Genomic DNA, 16,301 nt, shown 5'->3' on the forward strand with positions numbered 1-16,301 from the left:
TTACGCACTTTGTAAAAGTTTAACAAAGTTTTTATAGCTATCAACAACTTCTTGATTTTTTCTATTTTGTATGTAAAATTCTATTGCTTTTTTCCCAAGTCTAGGTATTTCATTTTTAACAGCCCAAGAACTTACTGTTCCTTCTGGTACTTCTAGTATTTGAGCAAGGTTTTTTTGAGTTATGGATAGTGTAGTGCAAACATCTTTTACAATATTCATTTTTACTTTTTTCTTTTTTCTTGGAGGCTTAACTAAGTCCATAGCTTGAGGTTCATGTTTTATGCTATTTATATTTTCAGAATTATTTTCTAGCCACTCGATGACATCTGTCGCGTTGAGTATCCACTCTCTTGAGTTTAATAATTTTACAACTTCATTGCAAAATATTGTTGCATATTTTGTTGCAATTTCTGTATCGCTTACTTGATAAAGAATTGAAAATGATAGCTGAACAGAACCAGAACTACCAGTTCCCCAATCAAATCCATCTTTTGATTTAGAAAAAAGCTTATAGTTTGAAGGTAGCTCAACTTCTCCATAGGTTACATATCTATTTCCAAGTAATGCTTTGTACCCTTTAAATACATAGTTATTTCTTGTTGTCATAATTCTCTCTTATATTTTAAATGTATAATGTTTTTTGTTATATTTAGAATTTTCTTTTTTTTTGAAAAAAGAAAATCTATAAATAACATAACTAATTATCACTAGCAATAAAAATACCAATAACCAAACTAACATGATTAAATTCCTTGATTTATGATATATTTATATCGACAAAATCTATAATTTATTAATATTTTTGTTTATTTTAAGTAATATTGCACATTAATTTAAGGAAAAAAAATGTCAAATATAGAAAAATTAGAAGAACTTCTTATCAAAAGTGTTATACCAGATATAGAAGAAAGACTAGATGAAATCTTTGAAGAAATCGCTGATAACAAAGAAGCAAGTGAAGAAGCAAAAGGCGAAATAGAAGAGTTAAGAGAATTTAAAGAAGATCTTAAAGATGTTTTAGATGACATAACTGCAGGTGACCTTGATGAAGAAGAAGCTAAAGAATTGATAGCAGATATTTTAGACGCACAAAAAGGCGATGAAGAAGATTTCGGATTTAAAGAAGAAGACTAGCATTAACATTCCCCTAATATAGAAATAATACTATTTTGAATTATGAAATAGGGGAATAAATGAACTGGCGTAGTAAAACTGAAGCTTCCTTGGAGGCGATGGGTGAGCAAATCACTCAAAATCCAATAAAAATAATATTTCTTATTTTGTTACTTAGTACCGCTATTATCTCATATTTACCAAAAATAACTATTGACACATCGACAGAAGGCTTTTTGCACGAAAGTGATCCTGCATTAGTTAGATATGAAGCTTTTAAAGAGCAGTTTGGTCAAGATGAAAAAATCATGGTTGTTGTTAGAGGTAAAAATATCTTTGAGAAGGCATTTTTAGAAAGACTGCAAGCTCTGCATCTAGAACTAGAAAATAATATACCTCACCTTAATGATATTACTTCTCTTATAAATGCGAGAAATACAAGAGGTGAAGGTGATCAGCTAATAGTTGAAGATTTATTTGAAAAGTTTCCAAAGAACGCACAAGAGTTAGAACTAAAAAAGAATCTAGCTGTAAACAGTGTAATGTATAAAAACCTTCTTCTTAGTGAAGATCTTACTCTTACTACTATCATCTTAGAACCAAGTGCGTATGAAGGCTCAAGTGGTGGAGATGATTTAGATGGATTTTCAGATGATGAATCAACAGAGAAACTAGAGTTTCTAAAAGACACTTCAAAGAGCGAGATGGTTGGAGCAGCTGAAGAAATAGCAAAAAAATTTAGTGCAGAGAATTTTGATGTATTTATCGCCGGTTCACTTGCTGTAAATGACTTTAATAAGCGCGCAGTTCAAAAAGATATGCAAAAGTTCGTAAAACTTGTTCTTCTAATGATGATGATATTTCTCTTTGTAGTGTTTAGAAGAGTGAGTGCGGTAATTTTGCCTATTTTTATCGTAGGACTATCACTACTTACTACTATGGGAACTATGGCGCTTGTTGGAACTCCTATAACTATTCCTACTCAGATTCTTCCATCATTTTTATTGGCAGTTGGCATCGGGGCAGTTGTGCATCTACTAGCAATGTTTTTTAACCATTTAAACGAAAACTCAGATAAAAATAAAGCTATTTCTTACGCTCTTGGGCATTCAGGGCTTGCTATTATTATGACATCTTTAACAACTGCGGCAGGATTACTTTCATTTTCTACTGCGGCTATTGCACCTATTGCTGACTTGGGAATCTTTGCTGCGGTTGGAGTTATGATAGCTTTAGTAAATACTTTAATTACTCTACCAGCGATGTTAGCGCTACTACCTTTGAAACCAGCAAAACAAAAGCATATTGAAAAAACTAAAAAAATGGATAAGCTTTTAACTAATATAGCTCTTTTTAGCGTTGATCATGCAAAAACAATTGTATCAGCAAGTGTGATAATCATAATAGCATCTATCTTTTTTGCAACTAAAGTCAACTTTACACATGACCCATTAAGTTGGCAACCTGATAACTCACCAATAAAACTATCAACACAAATAGTAGATAGAGAACTAAAAGGTTCTGTTACTATGGAAGTTATAATAGATACAAAAAAAGAGAATGGTCTATATAATTCAGAACTTCTAAAAAAGATTGATTTAGTTGTTCGTAAAGCAGAGGCTATACAAAACGATAAGTATTTTGTAGGTAAAGGTTGGAGTGTAGCTGAAGTCTTAAAAGAGATTCATAGAGCATTACACGAAAACGATGAAGCTTTCTACGCCATAACAGAAAATAATGCTCTTATCCCTCAAGAGTTTTTACTTTTTGAAAATAGTGGAAGTGATGATCTTGAAGATTTGGTAGATTCATCATTTTCTAAGGCTCGTGTAACATTTAAACTACCATGGATGGAAGCAGGGCAGTATGAAGAGTTATCTCAAGAAATAATTTCTTTAATGAAGAGTGAGCTTGGAAGTGATGTAGAGATTACTGTTACAGGAATGGTTCCACTCTTTCAAAGAACTCTCTCTGCTGCGATGAGTTCAATGGCTACAAGTTACATAACAGCCTTTATACTTATAGCTATTATGATGATGATTCTACTTGGAAGCTTTAAAATCGGTCTGACAAGTATGATACCAAATGTTCTTCCAATTATAATGGCTTTAGGATTTATGGCCATAGTTGATATGCCTCTTGATATGTTTACGATGCTAGTCGGTGCCATAGTTATAGGACTATCAGTTGATGATACTGTCCACTTCTTTCATAACTTTGCTAGATACCACCATCAAGGATTAGGAACAAGAGAGTCTGTTGTAAAAACTATGACAGGAACTGGTCGCGCACTTGTTGCAACGAGTGTTGTTCTCTCTTTAGGCTTCTTTGTCTATATGTTCGCATCTCTTAGTAACCTCATAAACTTTGGAATACTAGCAGGTGGCTCAATAACTATAGCGCTTATCTCAAACATAATACTTGGGCCAGCACTTCTTACTCTAATAACTAAGGATACAAAATGATTTTTAAAACATTACTAATAGCATCATTGACAGTAGGTTCTCTTTTTGCCATAACAGGGCAAGAGATAGCACAAAAAGTTCATGATAGAGATGATGGCGATAATTCTACATCAAATATGAAGATGATACTTATAGACAAAAAAGGTCACAAAAGAGTTCGTGAGCTAAAGAGATATGCAAAGGACAAAGGAGAGGATGAGCTTAAACTTATGTTTTTTCTGACTCCTGCTGATGTTAGAAACACAGGCTTTTTAACCTATGACTATGAAGACTCAAATAAAGATGACGACCAGTGGTTGTATTTACCTGAACTTAGAAAAGTTAAGCGTATAGCATCTAGCGATAAAAGCTCATCTTTTATGGGAAGTGACTTTACTTACTCTGATATGACATCAAGAAATGTACAAGATTATACATATAAAATAATGAAAGAGACAAAAGTTGGTGGACACAAGACTTGGCAAATGCTAGTTACTCCAAAAATAGACAAGACTATAGAAGAAACGGGATATACAAAGTCCATAGTATTCGTTCGTCAAGACAACTTTGTAATTGTTCAAGCACTGCACTATATCAAAGCAGGTAAGAAACTAAAGTATATGAAAATCACTTCACTTAAAGAGATAGATGGCATCTGGAGTGTTAAAAAGATGCAAATGGTAACTAAAAAGGGTAAGAAAACTCTACATAAAACAGTATTTGAATTTACAGATATAAAATACAATCAAGATTTAGAAGAGTCTTTTTTCTCTACGCGTACTTTAGAAAAAGGCATATAGTAGATGCTAGTAAAAGTGCTTATATCTTCTTTTGTAACTATATCTTTAGCATCTACTCTTCTTAATGCCAAGGAGAGTATAGAAGAAGATGACCTGTCAGGTTTTGATGATGAGCCTATAGAAATAGCATCTAAAGAAGAAGTACAAAAGAAGAAAGAAGAAAGCAGGGTAACAATTAGCGGTGATTTAGCTTTTAAGACTTCTATAGGTTATAAAAAGCATAAGGTAGATGGTGTAGAGTACTCGGGAGTTAACCAAGCTCAGACTTCATTATTTTTAGAGCTAGATGCAAAACTATCAGATGACTGGAAACTAAAGATAAGTGGAGATGCTTTTTACGATGCTATATATGACATACACTCTACAAATAACTATAGTGATGACATACTAGATGCATACAAAACTCAACTAAGACTAGATGACACTTATGTCCAAGGAAGTATCACTTTATCTCTAGATGCCAAGATAGGGCGACAAATAGTTGTTTGGGGTAAATCAGACAGTATTAGAATTACAGATGTAATAAACCCGCTTGATAACCGTACTCCTGCTATGACAGATATAGAAGATTTAAGGCTTGGCGTTGGTATGGCTAAGTTTGATTATTATGTTGGCACATGGAATTTTTCAGCTATGGTGATTCCTGAGAATCTTATCATGATAGAAGCACCTGCCAGAAGTGAGTACTTTCCCGTAGATGCTATTTTTCCTTTTGCTCCAAATCCTTTTATAGAGCTAGAAACACCAAGTAGCTCATGGAACAATATGCAGTATGCTTTTGCCGCTAACGGTATTTTTTCAGGATGGGATCTCTCTTTTTACGCTGCTGATGTACTTGACCAAAAATGGCATATAGACCCTGTTGATAAAATTCGTAAAGTCACTAAGATACAGATGCTAGGCTCCGCCATAAACATAGCATCTGGGAGTTGGTTGCTTAAGAGTGAAGTAGCACTTCTTGATGGGATAAAATACAACTCTACTACAGATGCTAAGAGTCGTCTAGATGCGCTTGTAGGATTTGACTATATGGGTATAAAAGATACAGTACTTTCTGTTGAGGTAGCAAATAAACATATATTTGACTACGAAGCGCAAATGCCAATAGTCGTACTAAGACCTGACTATGTAGATGAAGATGAGATGCAAACTGCTCTGCGTGCTACTAGAAGCTTTTATAATGACTCTTTAAACGCCTCGGCACTTCTTAGCATCTTCGGTTCAAGCTGGCAAAACGGTGGCTTCGCTAGAGTTTGGATAGAGTATGAAGTAGCAGATGCTATAGGCTTAAATGTAGGAATAGTTGAGTACATAGACGGCGATAAGCCTCTAATGAAAGCCATTAAAGACAACAATAGAATCTTTGCGGATATTACTTACAGTTTTTAATGTATTAATACAAAAACCCAAATAACCATAAAGGAATCTTATTTCCAAAACCACTCTCGATATCATCAGCTATGATAAAACTATTTTCTATATCTTTTATCTGATTGTAGTTTTTATTTTTACCGCCAACTTCTACTATATATTTATCATCAATAATAAAGTCACCTTTTGATGGTACAAAAACTATATGTAAGAGATTTAACTGATTTGCAAAAAAAGTCTCTCGTATAGTTCCTATCTCTTGATTTTGACAATAAGTGTAGTTAAGATTTGTATTGTTTAGATAAATCTTATCTGGTTTTAAAAATATATTATCACCTTTTGATTTTGAGCGTAAGATATTGAAAATTTTTCCCTGATGCAGATACTCCAAATATTGATATAAAGTATCTCTATCCACGTCTATTCTATTGCTTAGTTCTTTTATATTTAAAGTATACGGCTTAGAAGTACATATTAGTTTTGTGAGTTTTTTTAGATTATTTATTTTCTCATATTTTATTTTAAATATGGAGGGTATATCTACTTCTATAACTGTATTTATAGTTTCATTTAGTTTTATATTATATGTATCTTGATTTTGAAAATAAAATGGATAAAAACCATACTTTAAATACTCCATCCAAAACTCTAAAGGTTTAAAAGATTTAAAATCACTGTTCACTATGTCTAAATGATTTTTCAAAATATCTTCAAGTGTATAAGTAGAAAAACTAATATCAAGTTTTATCTCTAAAAACTCTCTATATGAAAGTCCATTTACTCTGTACAATACAGCTCGTCTGCTAAGGTCTGCTTTAGAGTGTTCAATATTTATAGCTGATGATCCTGAAAAAATTACTTTTAAGTCAAGCATATCGTGCATCTGCTTTAGTTCTATCTCAAAGTTCTTGTACTTATGTATCTCATCTATAGCTAAAACTTCACCACCTAAAAGAGAAAACTCTTTTGCTATTTCTAAGAGTGAGCTGTCAAATAGTTCAATATTATCAGCACTTATATAGAGTTTTTTAGACAAAGGTATATCAAGTTGCTCAAGATATTGTAGTATATATGTTGTTTTACCTACACCTCTTGCACCTATAATACCTATGAGTTTATCATTGTGATTTATGGTACCCCATATATACCTTTTGTATGTTTCTTTTTGATTTTTTAGATATTGTAAAAAGTTTTTGTGTAGTTGCTCTATCATTTTAAACCACCTATATTTGTCATATAGTATCATAAGTTTGGTTACAACCCAAATAAACTTATTTTTCTTTTGGTTATAGTCGAGTTTAGTTTTTAAACTTCAGACTAACAGTAGTACCAACATCTACTTGTGAAGTGGCGGATATTTCTATGTCCATAGCTTCGCAGAGGCGTTTTGTAATGTCTAGTCCTATTCCTGTTCCACTTTTTTGCTCCACATAAGAACGGTTAAATATCTCACTAGGATTTTTAATCCCGATGCCATTATCTTCTATGCATAAAACTCTATTGGCAGAGTAGATTTTGATGAAACCATCTTGCTTGTTATACTTACTTGCATTTGAGATAAGATTTGTGAGAACCTGAGAAAAAGCATTTGTATTTACAGATGCGTTAAACTCTTTTAGCTCTATCTTATACTCTAGATGCGTATATATTTTCTGATGAGTCAAGACTACATCTTCTATAATTTTAACAATATTTTGCTCGTCTACAAGCATCGTATCTTCTTGAAGTAGGGTAGTGAGGTTGTTGTGAAGCTCAGAGATATTTTCAACATTCTTTTTTATTCTACTAAGTGGTTTGTTGCCATTGAAGTTACTATTTTTCTCTAGAAGTTTCATATTTAAAAGTATAGAAGTTAGAGGCGTGTTTAAGTCGTGAATGAGGTCTTTTGAAAAGTTATCTAGCTTCATGATGGCTTCTTGCATCGGTCTAAGTGCTCGAAGTGCAAGAAAATAACTAATAAGAGCAAACAGTAAAAGAAGAAGAATCTGCCCTGAGACAATCTCTACTTTGGTAGAAAAAAGTTTTTTATAAAACTCTTCTTTGTCTTTTTTTACAAGAACATACTCTCCATCCCAAGTATAAGGAAGATACTTTTCAAAATAATCTTCTTTTATTTTAAAGTTGTCAATATTAAAATTTGGCAGTTTATTATCTACTATCTTGTATGTTATAGAGCTGCGAGTAGGTAGTGGTTGTTTCATCTTTAGTTGTCTGATATGCTCTATCATAGAGAAATGCTCTTTTTCTATAAGCATCTTTTTTTGGTCTTGAAAGTAGAAAAACCCAGATGCCAAGATAAGTATGGCTACACTACCAAAGTAAGTGATAAAGAACTTTATAAATGCTTTTTTTTCATGCTTTAACAAGTCTGTATCCTGTACCTTTAATGGTTTGAATCTCTAAACCGACTTTTCGTAGTTTTGTTATGTAGACTCTAAGTGCGCCTTCACTAGATTCATTTACGCTGTCTAGCTCGTGAAGTAACTCTTGCTTCGTTATGGTCTCATCTATGCGTTTAAATAGCAAGGAGAGTAGTTTCTGCTCTTGTGGAGCAAGTTGAATAAGTTTGCCAGCATCTAGGAGTTCATTTGTCGAGATTTTATAAACTAAAGAGTTATACTTTACTTCATTGTTTTGAGCATTAAACGACTTTCTAAGAAGTGCTTGTATACGGATAATAAGCTCATCAAAATCAAAAGGCTTTTTTATGTAGTCATCTGCACCAACTTCAAAACCACGAGACAGAGATGCTATGTCATTTAAAGATGTTAAAAATATAGAAGGAGTTGTGTTTCCTGAACTTCTTAGCATCTGGAGTAGCTCAAAACCATTCATGTCTGGAATATTTACATCCAAAAGCATAAGTTCAAACTCATTTGAGTAAGTAGCATCTAAGGCTTCGTTAGCACGTTGAGCAAGAGTCAGGTCATAACCCTCATCTTCAAGTAACTCTAGCAATGTTTCGGAAAGTATTTGGTCATCTTCAACTAAGAGTATTCTTGCCATTGTAAGCCTTTTTTAAATATTTTAGATTATAGCAAGCATCTGCAAACAGAGGCTTAATCCTTCGTTGATTTATATATATTTATATTTGTTGCTATAATGCTTCTTAAGAAAATACTATTAAGGGTATATAAAATTGAATTTTGAACTTTTACATAATGATTACGAAAAAATTGAATATTTATATAATATATTAATTGATCGTGCTACTGGTGGATCTGTAAACGAAGAAGAGTATAAGTTATTGAGAAGCGAATTATTAAACAATAAATCTTTAACAAATTTTATGCCTAGCTGGCTAAGAACAAATCGAAATTTGGATTCGTTTTGGGGCTTTATTAAGCCTAAATTTGATTCATATGCAGAAAGAAGAACTTTTTTAACAAATGAATTTTCACAAATATTAGATCATTTAGAATTTGGAACTGAGCTTAATAATCATAAGAAAGATATGTATTTAAAAGAAGAAATAACAGAGGATCAAAAAGTGCTTAAAAATAAAGTTTTTATTGTTCATGGACATGATAACGAAACAAAGCAAGAAGTGGCAAGATTTGTTCAGAACCTTGGGTTAGAAGCTATTATCCTGCATGAACAAGTAAGTAGCGGAATGACAATAATTGAAAAAATAGAACATTATACGAATGAAGCTGATTTTGCCATAGTTCTATATACTCCATGCGATAAAGGAAGAGGTGCAACAGAAACTAAAGTACATCCAAGAGATAGAGCAAGACAAAATGTTGTTTTTGAACATGGATACTTAATGGCACAATTAGGAAGAAAACATGTGTGTGCTTTAGTCAAAGGAGATATAGAAACACCAAGTGATATTAGTGGTGTAGTGTATACTGACATGGATATATCTGGAGCATGGAAAATAAGTATTACTAAAGAATTAAATGCTTGCGGATATAACGTAAGTTCAATTATTTAGAAAATAAGCAAGTTGATATTTTAGTATTTACGAAAGTTCCCATCTCAGAAACTATTTCTTCAATAGTTCCTTCTCCAGAAATTACTTTTAAAATATTCTCACTAGTGTTGAAAGCTTGTATATCTGATAAAGGTTCAGGGTAGACTTTCATGCGATTGTCAAACACTTCATCAACGAGAAATTGACTTTTATGTATCTTTTAGGATACAATTAAATATGTACACGATAAAAGAAACTGAGCAATTTTCAAAATGGCTTTTAAAACTTAAAGATATTAAAGGAAAAGTTACCATACTTCGTAGAGTTGATAGAATGAAGCATGGAAACTTTGGAGACTTTAAATCTGTCGGAAACACTTTGTATGAGCTTAGGATTACATCAGGTCCTGGATATAGAGTTTACTATACTAAAGAGGATGAAAAAATAATTATTTTACTTATTTGTGGAGATAAATCCTCACAAGGTGATGATATAAAAAAAGCAAAAAAAATTATAAAGGAGCAGGGAGATGCATAATTTAACTACATTTGATATAGCTGAGTATCTTGACGATAAAGAAGTAATAGCAGAGTATTTAACACAAGTTTTGCAAGATGGAAATAACAATGAATTTTTGGAGGCTATCGGGAATATTGCAAAAGCAAACGGAATGACTCAAATAGCAAAAGATACTGGTTTAGGAAGAGAAAGTTTGTATAAATCTTTTAGTGCTGGTGCTCATCCTAAATTTGAAACAGTTAGTAAAGTTTTAAATTCACTTGGTATAAAATTGCAAGCAACGGCTTAAATAGTTCCCAAGTAAAACTTGGGAACTAAAAGTAAGATTTATTGTTTATATTTTAGATTCTATAAATATTCCCATCTCAGCAACTATCTTTTCTATAGTCCCTTCACCAGAAATCACTTTTAGAATATTTTTAGTAGTGTAGAAAGATTGTATGTCTGCTAGAGGTTCAGTGTAGACTTTCATGCGGTTGTTAAACACTTCATTGTTATCATCAGCACCGCGAGCACGACCAAGAACTCTATCTCTTGCAGTTTCTTCGCTTACATGCACTTCTATAACACTACAAAGCTCTAAAGCTGAGCCATCAACTAAATACTCATCTAAAGCATTTAACTGCTCCATGCTTCTAGGATAACCATCTATAATGATGATATCAGTAGGGGCATTTTTAATAGCATTAGTGATTGTTTTAATAGCTACCGCAATAGGTACTATCAAACCTTTAGAAATATACTGGTCTATTTCAAGTCCAAGTTCACTTTTAGTTGCAACTTCAGCTCTAAGCATATCGCCAGTAGAGTAGTGTGTTATAGCGTCATTTTCTTCGGCTATAAGCTCTGCATCTGTAGTCTTACCAGAGCCTGGTGCGCCAATTATAAGAAATAGTTTTTTCATAGGTAGTGAAATCCCTTAGTTTTTTTTAGGAAGTGAGGCTTCAGCCTCGCCCAAATGTTGGACTCAGAGTGGATAATGCCATTGGTTAGCATTCCTAAAAGTCCCACTTCCGAGAAGAATTGGATTACGCTTTAGTTTGTTCGCGTAAACGAATATGAAGGTCTCTAAGTTGAGTGTTGTCAACTCCACTAGGTGCTTTTGTAAGAATACAAGAAGCTTTTTGTGTTTTAGGGAATGCGATAACATCACGGATGCTTGATTTTTTAGTGATAAGCATCATCATTCTGTCAAAGCCCATTGCGAAACCACCATGTGGAGGTGCTCCAAACTTAAGTGCATCTAGTAAGAAACCAAATTTCTCTTGTGCTTCTTCTTCTTCGATTCCTAGAAGTTTAAATACTTCGTTTTGTACATCTTCTTTATGGATACGAATAGAACCACCACCAAGCTCTGTACCGTTTAGAACGATGTCATAAGCGATAGACTCTATCTCTTCTACATCGTCTTTGTCAGTATCTTTAGGCTGTGTAAATGGATGGTGAAGTGCTTTTACTCTTCCATCTTCTACTTCAAACATTGGGAAGTCAACTACCCATACAAATTCGAAAGCATCTCTATCTAAGATACTCATCTTTTCATGCTCTGCTAGAAAGATTCTAAGTCTTCCCATGTAGTCCCATACAGTCTTCTTATCGCCTGCACCAAAGAATACAACATCACCAACTTGCATACCAAGTCTCTCAACTAGAAGTGCTATATCTTCTTCTGTGAAGAATTTAATAAGTGGACCTTTAAGACCATCTTCTTTCATTTGAAAATATCCAAGACCATGCGCTCCAAATTGGCGAACAAATGTCTCAAAACCTTTCATTTCACGCTTAGAAAAGATTAAATCAGCACCAGGAACTTTAAGCGCTTTAATACGGTTAACATGTGGCTTCTTAGCGATGTTAGTAAAGATTTCATTATCACATCTTTCAAAGATATCAATAACATCAATCATCTTAAGGTCGTATCTCATATCTGGCTTATCTGAACCGTAAAGCTCCATAGCATCGTTATAAGTAATACGATTAAATGGACCTTGGATGCTGATGTCACAAGCTTTAAACATAGCTGTTAAAAGGTCTTCAGCAACTTTGATTACATCTTCTTGGTCACAAAAACTCATCTCAACATCTATCTGAGTAAACTCAGGTTGTCTGTCAGCTCTTAAGTCTTCATCACGGAAACATTTAGCTATCTGGAAGTAACGGTCAAATCCACCAACCATTAAAAGCTGTTTAAAAAGCTGTGGTGATTGTGGAAGAGCATAAAACTCGCCATTGTGAACACGAGATGGCACAAGATAATCTCTAGCACCTTCTGGAGTAGACTTAGTTAAGATAGGAGTTTCAACTTCTAAGAAACCATTTGCATCAAGAACATTTCTTGCTGCGATAGCTGCTTTTGAACGAAGACGAAATGTTTCATACACTGCAGGGTCACGAAGCTCTAAGTAACGGTACTTAAGTCTTGTCTCTTCACCAACATTAGGATCACCTATAACAAAAGGGATAGGAGCGCTTTTATTTTCAATAATAAGCTCAGTTACGATAATCTCTATAGAACCAGTTTTTAGCTTTGGATTTGTAAGACCTTCACCACGAAGACGAACCTTACCTTTAGCAATTAAAACATACTCATCACGAACGCCATCAGCAACTTTATGCGCTTGGGCTCCATCTTCTGGGTCACATGTTAGTTGAATAAGACCTGTCTTGTCGCGTAAATCAATAAAAATAATTCCACCGTGGTCACGATGATTATTTGCCCAACCTGTAAGAACAACATCTTGTCCTACATTTTCTTCACTTAAATCTGTACAGTAATGACTTCTCAAAATATAGAATCCTATATATAATTTTCGCGATTATATCCAAAGAAGTCTTATATTAGTGTATAATGCAATAAAACAACTAAAAAGAGTTTCTTTGCATAATAAAATTATTAAAAAAATTGGTGTGATACTTAGACCTTCTACTCCAGAACTAAAAAATACTTTTCATAAGTTAAAAGAAGTCTTTAATAAGTACGACATAGATGTATATTTAGATAGCGCTAGCGGTGATATGATAGAACTCGTTGGAATGGATTTTGACTTGCTCTGTAAGCGCGTAGATGCATTGGTTACTCTAGGTGGAGACGGAACACTCATAGCTACTGTTAGAAAGTCTTTTGATTATGATTTGCCGACTTTTGGTGTTTATGCAGGCAACTTAGGGTTTTTAGCAGATGTTAGCATGGACGAGCTTGATGAATTTGTTAAAAATATAACTCTTAAAAAATATAGAATAGATGAGCGTGCAGTACTTGAAATCATGATTAAAATTGGTTCTAAACAAACAAAATTATATGCTTTTAACGACATAGTTTTGACTCGTCACTCTGTATCAAACATGATTCATATTGAAACCCTTATAGATGGAAAATCTTTTAATACTTACTATGGAGATGGTGTTATAGTTTCTACGCCTACTGGTTCAACTGCATATAATATATCAGCAGGAGGACCTGTTGTTTTTCCTCTTTCAAATGTATTTACACTCACTCCAATCTGTCCTCACTCTCTTACTCAAAGACCAATGGTTTTACCAGGTACATTTTCCATGGAGATGAAAACACCACGAGCAAATGCCTTAGTGATAGTTGATGGGCAAGACATACATGAGTTAGCTCAGGGAGAAAGTGTACATATCAAATTAGCTGAGAAAAGAGCCAATCTCATTCACAGAGAAGAGTTTAACTATTTTGATGTACTTAAAGAGAAGCTTAGTTGGGGAGAGTAGGTTAAATATGACAAAATGCAATATTTTATATTAAAACATAAAAAACAGTATATTATTTCTCAAATATAAAATTATAAGGTCATAACATGATAGAGAGATTTTACCTAAAAGAGTATCTCGGTTTTAAAAATGTTGAAATAGCTCCCAAGTCTGGTTTAGTTGTTTTCACTGGACCAAGTGGAAGTGGTAAGTCTATACTTATGAAATCAATACTCTCATCTTTGGGTGCAGACTCTTGTGAAGCTTCATTGTGCGAATCAAGTGTCACATGGGATATAAACAACGATGATCTAGGCATAGAAAATGAAGATGTAAACACATTTAAGTATATAAAAAAAGAAAAAGCAAGATATTTTATAAATAACCAAAGCATCTCTAAAAAAGTAATATCGCAACTCACATCAAAGCATCTACGACATTTAAGTTTAAAAGATTTTAGTGATTTTGAAAATGAAAACTTACTTTTAATTTTAGATAGCAGAATTCAAAAAAAATCTCATGATATTTTTACACTAAAGCAAGAATATAAAGATACTTTTTTTGAATATAAAAAAATAAAAACTCAATTAGAAATTCTTGAAAAAGAAGAAAAAAAGATTGAAGAATTAAAAGAATTTGCTTCTTATGAAATATCTAAGATAGAGGAAATAAATCCTCAAATTAGCGAAGATGAAGAGTTGATAAGAATAAAAAAGGAGCTCTCAAAAAAAGAAAAAATACTAGAAAAAATATCTTTAGCAAATAGTATTTTTGAAAATGAACATCTTGTTAGCAGTGCCATAGATGCTCTAGAAGTTGATAGCTCGTTTTTTGATGATTCTATGAACGAGCTGAGAGCTATGTTTGAGAGTGCTGAGGCTAGGTTTAATGCTCTAGAAGATGTAAATATAGAAGATGTCTTAAATCGCATAGAAGAGATATCTGGGCTTAAAAAAAGGCATGGAAGTGTTGAAGAAGCCATTGCATATAAAGAACAAAAAATTGTAGAGTTAGAGAAATATGAAAATATTGAGATAACAAAAGATAAACTAATAGAAGAAGAACTGCTTTTAAACAAAAAAGTAAAAGGGTTAGCTTCAACTTTAAGTAAATTTAGAACAAAAGAATTAAAAGTTTTTACTCAAGATTTAAACTCTTATCTAAAAGAGTTGTACTTAAGAGATGCGCAAGTTATTTTACAGGATACTGAGCTTACAGAGCATGGAAAAGATGAAATACTAATACAGCTTAACAATACTAAGTTGCAAAAGATAAGTACTGGAGAGTTCAATAGACTTAGATTGGCTATATTAGTTCTAAAATCAAAGTTTATGCGTGGCAATGGCGGAATACTAATGCTAGATGAGATAGATGCCAATCTTAGTGGAGAAGAGTCTATGAGCGTTGCAAAGGTACTTAGACAGCTATCGAAACATTTTCAAATTTTCGTTATATCTCATCAACCACAATTAACATCTATGGGAGAACAGCACTTTTTAATTTACAAAGATGAAGATGAATCTAAAGTCTTAGAACTAAATGATAAACAAAGAGTTGATGAAATTGCTAGAATAATTAGCGGAGAAGGCATCTCTAAAGAAGCAAGAAGTTTTGCAAAAGAACTTTTGGAGGCAAACAAATGATAATAGATACACATATACACTTAGATGACGAAAGATATAACGAAGACTTAGATGCAGTACTAGACAGAGCAAGAGATGGCGGAGTAAAAAGGTTTATCATACCTGGAGCAGATCCAAAAACCATAACAAGAGCCCTTGAAATAGTAGATGCTCACGATGATGTATATTTTGCAGTTGGAGTACATCCTTATGATATGGACTCTTTTTATGACTTTGATATTAAACAATATGTAACACATAAAAAGTGTGTTGCAATCGGTGAATGTGGACTTGATTACTATAGACTAGAAGGTAGCGATAGTGAAAAAGAGACTGAAAAGAAAAAGCAAAAAGAAGTTTTTATAGCACAAATAGAATTAGCAAAAATATATAAAAAACCTCTAATTATACACATTAGAGATGCGTCAAGGGATTCAAAAAAGATACTCCTAGATGCCAGTGCTGGCGAGATTGGAGGAGTGCTTCATTGTTACAACGCAGATGAAGAATTACTAAGCTTAGCAAAAGAAGGTTTTTATTTTGGAATAGGTGGAGTGGTTACTTTTAAAAATGCCAAAAAACTAGTAAATGTATTGGGGGAAATTCCTCTTGAAAAACTACTTATTGAAACAGATGGACCATACTTAACCCCTATGCCTCACAGGGGCGAAAGAAATGAACCTTTTTATACTACTTTTATCGTAGAAAAGATATCTCAACTTCTAGAGATGCCATCCAAACAAGTAAAAGATATAACAACACAAAATGCCCAAAAACTCTTTGCTTTACATTAATATTAATA

17 protein-coding genes are annotated in these 16,301 nt (G+C 33.0%); 10 read left to right on the forward strand and 7 right to left on the reverse strand.

The features are described from left to right. Window positions 1-606, reverse strand: a complete 606-nt coding sequence (locus MOV42_RS06930; RefSeq protein WP_324170466.1) for a DUF6166 domain-containing protein — start codon at window positions 604-606, stop codon at window positions 1-3. Between the two features lie 240 nt (window positions 607-846). Between MOV42_RS06930 and MOV42_RS06935 the strand changes: the two genes are divergently transcribed. Genes MOV42_RS06935 through MOV42_RS06950 form a run of 4 tightly spaced genes read left to right on the forward strand, consistent with a single transcriptional unit; the run spans window position 847 to window position 5,746 of the window. Then, a complete protein-coding gene (locus tag MOV42_RS06935; RefSeq protein ID WP_324170467.1) occupies window positions 847-1,134 on the forward strand; it encodes a hypothetical protein in 288 nt (95 codons plus the stop codon). Window positions 1,135-1,193: 59 nt separating this feature from the next. After that, on the forward strand, window positions 1,194-3,578 hold the full coding sequence (locus MOV42_RS06940; protein ID WP_324170468.1) for an efflux RND transporter permease subunit: 2,385 nt from the start codon (window positions 1,194-1,196) through the stop codon (window positions 3,576-3,578). Next, entirely contained in the window at window positions 3,575-4,357 is a 783-nt protein-coding gene (locus MOV42_RS06945) for an outer membrane lipoprotein-sorting protein (RefSeq protein ID WP_324170469.1), read from the forward strand. Before MOV42_RS06940 ends, MOV42_RS06945 begins: the two co-directional genes overlap by 4 nt. A 3-nt stretch (window positions 4,358-4,360) precedes the next feature. Then, the gene (locus MOV42_RS06950) at window positions 4,361-5,746 is read left to right on the forward strand and encodes a DUF1302 family protein (RefSeq protein WP_324170470.1); all 1,386 of its coding nucleotides are present in this window, start codon (window positions 4,361-4,363) and stop codon (window positions 5,744-5,746) included. A 4-nt stretch (window positions 5,747-5,750) separates the two neighbouring features. Here the strand turns inward: MOV42_RS06950 and MOV42_RS06955 are convergent, their stop codons facing one another. From MOV42_RS06955 to MOV42_RS06965, 3 genes are all read right to left on the reverse strand, one after another. Beyond that, window positions 5,751-6,941, reverse strand: a complete 1,191-nt coding sequence (locus tag MOV42_RS06955) for an ATP-binding protein (protein WP_324170471.1) — start codon at window positions 6,939-6,941, stop codon at window positions 5,751-5,753. Between the two features lie 85 nt (window positions 6,942-7,026). Beyond that, on the reverse strand, window positions 7,027-8,094 hold the full coding sequence (locus tag MOV42_RS06960; RefSeq protein WP_324170472.1) for a HAMP domain-containing sensor histidine kinase: 1,068 nt from the start codon (window positions 8,092-8,094) through the stop codon (window positions 7,027-7,029). Next, window positions 8,081-8,734 carry a response regulator transcription factor gene (locus tag MOV42_RS06965; protein WP_324170473.1) on the reverse strand — a complete coding sequence of 218 codons (654 nt, stop codon included), beginning with the start codon at window positions 8,732-8,734 and terminating at the stop codon, window positions 8,081-8,083. The genes MOV42_RS06960 and MOV42_RS06965 overlap by 14 nt, the downstream gene beginning before the upstream one ends. A gap of 133 nt (window positions 8,735-8,867) precedes the next feature. Here MOV42_RS06965 and MOV42_RS06970 point away from each other — a divergent pair, with 133 nt between their 5' ends. Next, window positions 8,868-9,668, forward strand: coding sequence for a nucleotide-binding protein (locus tag MOV42_RS06970; RefSeq protein WP_324170474.1), 801 nt, complete (start codon window positions 8,868-8,870; stop codon window positions 9,666-9,668). On the opposite strand, the gene MOV42_RS06975 is transcribed toward MOV42_RS06970, so the two are convergent. Further along, window positions 9,661-9,819, reverse strand: coding sequence for a hypothetical protein (locus MOV42_RS06975; protein WP_324170475.1), 159 nt, complete (start codon window positions 9,817-9,819; stop codon window positions 9,661-9,663). The two genes, MOV42_RS06970 and MOV42_RS06975, sit on opposite strands and share 8 nt — an antisense overlap. Before the next feature lie 65 nt (window positions 9,820-9,884). Between MOV42_RS06975 and MOV42_RS06980 the strand changes: the two genes are divergently transcribed. Next, complete coding sequence (locus tag MOV42_RS06980; RefSeq protein WP_324170476.1) at window positions 9,885-10,184, forward strand: type II toxin-antitoxin system RelE/ParE family toxin; 300 nt, start codon at window positions 9,885-9,887, stop codon at window positions 10,182-10,184. Next, window positions 10,177-10,455, forward strand: coding sequence for an addiction module antidote protein (locus tag MOV42_RS06985; RefSeq protein WP_324170477.1), 279 nt, complete (start codon window positions 10,177-10,179; stop codon window positions 10,453-10,455). Before MOV42_RS06980 ends, MOV42_RS06985 begins: the two co-directional genes overlap by 8 nt. Window positions 10,456-10,500: 45 nt before the next feature. Here MOV42_RS06985 and MOV42_RS06990 read toward each other — a convergent pair whose 3' ends face one another. After that, the gene (locus tag MOV42_RS06990; RefSeq protein ID WP_324170478.1) at window positions 10,501-11,070 is read right to left on the reverse strand and encodes an adenylate kinase; all 570 of its coding nucleotides are present in this window, start codon (window positions 11,068-11,070) and stop codon (window positions 10,501-10,503) included. A 124-nt stretch (window positions 11,071-11,194) separates the two neighbouring features. After that, window positions 11,195-12,952 carry an aspartate--tRNA ligase gene (gene aspS / locus MOV42_RS06995; protein ID WP_324170479.1) on the reverse strand — a complete coding sequence of 586 codons (1,758 nt, stop codon included), beginning with the start codon at window positions 12,950-12,952 and terminating at the stop codon, window positions 11,195-11,197. A 55-nt stretch (window positions 12,953-13,007) separates the two neighbouring features. On the opposite strand from aspS, the gene MOV42_RS07000 reads away from it, so the two are divergent. From MOV42_RS07000 to MOV42_RS07010, 3 genes are all read left to right on the forward strand, one after another. After that, entirely contained in the window at window positions 13,008-13,898 is an 891-nt protein-coding gene (locus tag MOV42_RS07000; protein WP_324170480.1) for an NAD(+)/NADH kinase, read from the forward strand. Window positions 13,899-13,984: 86 nt separating this feature from the next. After that, a complete protein-coding gene (locus MOV42_RS07005) occupies window positions 13,985-15,520 on the forward strand; it encodes an AAA family ATPase (protein WP_324170481.1) in 1,536 nt (511 codons plus the stop codon). Beyond that, complete coding sequence (locus MOV42_RS07010) at window positions 15,517-16,293, forward strand: TatD family hydrolase (RefSeq protein WP_324170482.1); 777 nt, start codon at window positions 15,517-15,519, stop codon at window positions 16,291-16,293. The genes MOV42_RS07005 and MOV42_RS07010 overlap by 4 nt, the downstream gene beginning before the upstream one ends. The last annotated feature ends 8 nt before the right edge of the window (window positions 16,294-16,301 follow it).

It is taken from the genome of Sulfurimonas sp. (assembly GCF_029027405.1).
Taxonomy (GTDB): Bacteria; Campylobacterota; Campylobacteria; order Campylobacterales; family Sulfurimonadaceae; genus Sulfurimonas.

Coding starts and splice junctions, on each gene's coding strand:
- MOV42_RS06980 (WP_324170476.1), top strand. CDS start 9,885: ATGTACACGATAAAAGAAACTGAGCAATTTTCAAAATGGCTTTTAAAA.
- MOV42_RS07005 (WP_324170481.1), top strand. CDS start 13,985: ATGATAGAGAGATTTTACCTAAAAGAGTATCTCGGTTTTAAAAATGTT.
- MOV42_RS06930 (WP_324170466.1), bottom strand. CDS start 606: ATGACAACAAGAAATAACTATGTATTTAAAGGGTACAAAGCATTACTT.
- MOV42_RS06990 (WP_324170478.1), bottom strand. CDS start 11,070: ATGAAAAAACTATTTCTTATAATTGGCGCACCAGGCTCTGGTAAGACT.
- MOV42_RS06950 (WP_324170470.1), top strand. CDS start 4,361: ATGCTAGTAAAAGTGCTTATATCTTCTTTTGTAACTATATCTTTAGCA.
- MOV42_RS06935 (WP_324170467.1), top strand. CDS start 847: ATGTCAAATATAGAAAAATTAGAAGAACTTCTTATCAAAAGTGTTATA.
- MOV42_RS06955 (WP_324170471.1), bottom strand. CDS start 6,941: ATGATAGAGCAACTACACAAAAACTTTTTACAATATCTAAAAAATCAA.
- MOV42_RS06985 (WP_324170477.1), top strand. CDS start 10,177: ATGCATAATTTAACTACATTTGATATAGCTGAGTATCTTGACGATAAA.
- MOV42_RS06945 (WP_324170469.1), top strand. CDS start 3,575: ATGATTTTTAAAACATTACTAATAGCATCATTGACAGTAGGTTCTCTT.
- MOV42_RS06965 (WP_324170473.1), bottom strand. CDS start 8,734: ATGGCAAGAATACTCTTAGTTGAAGATGACCAAATACTTTCCGAAACA.
- MOV42_RS07010 (WP_324170482.1), top strand. CDS start 15,517: ATGATAATAGATACACATATACACTTAGATGACGAAAGATATAACGAA.
- MOV42_RS06940 (WP_324170468.1), top strand. CDS start 1,194: ATGAACTGGCGTAGTAAAACTGAAGCTTCCTTGGAGGCGATGGGTGAG.
- MOV42_RS06975 (WP_324170475.1), bottom strand. CDS start 9,819: ATGAAAGTCTACCCTGAACCTTTATCAGATATACAAGCTTTCAACACT.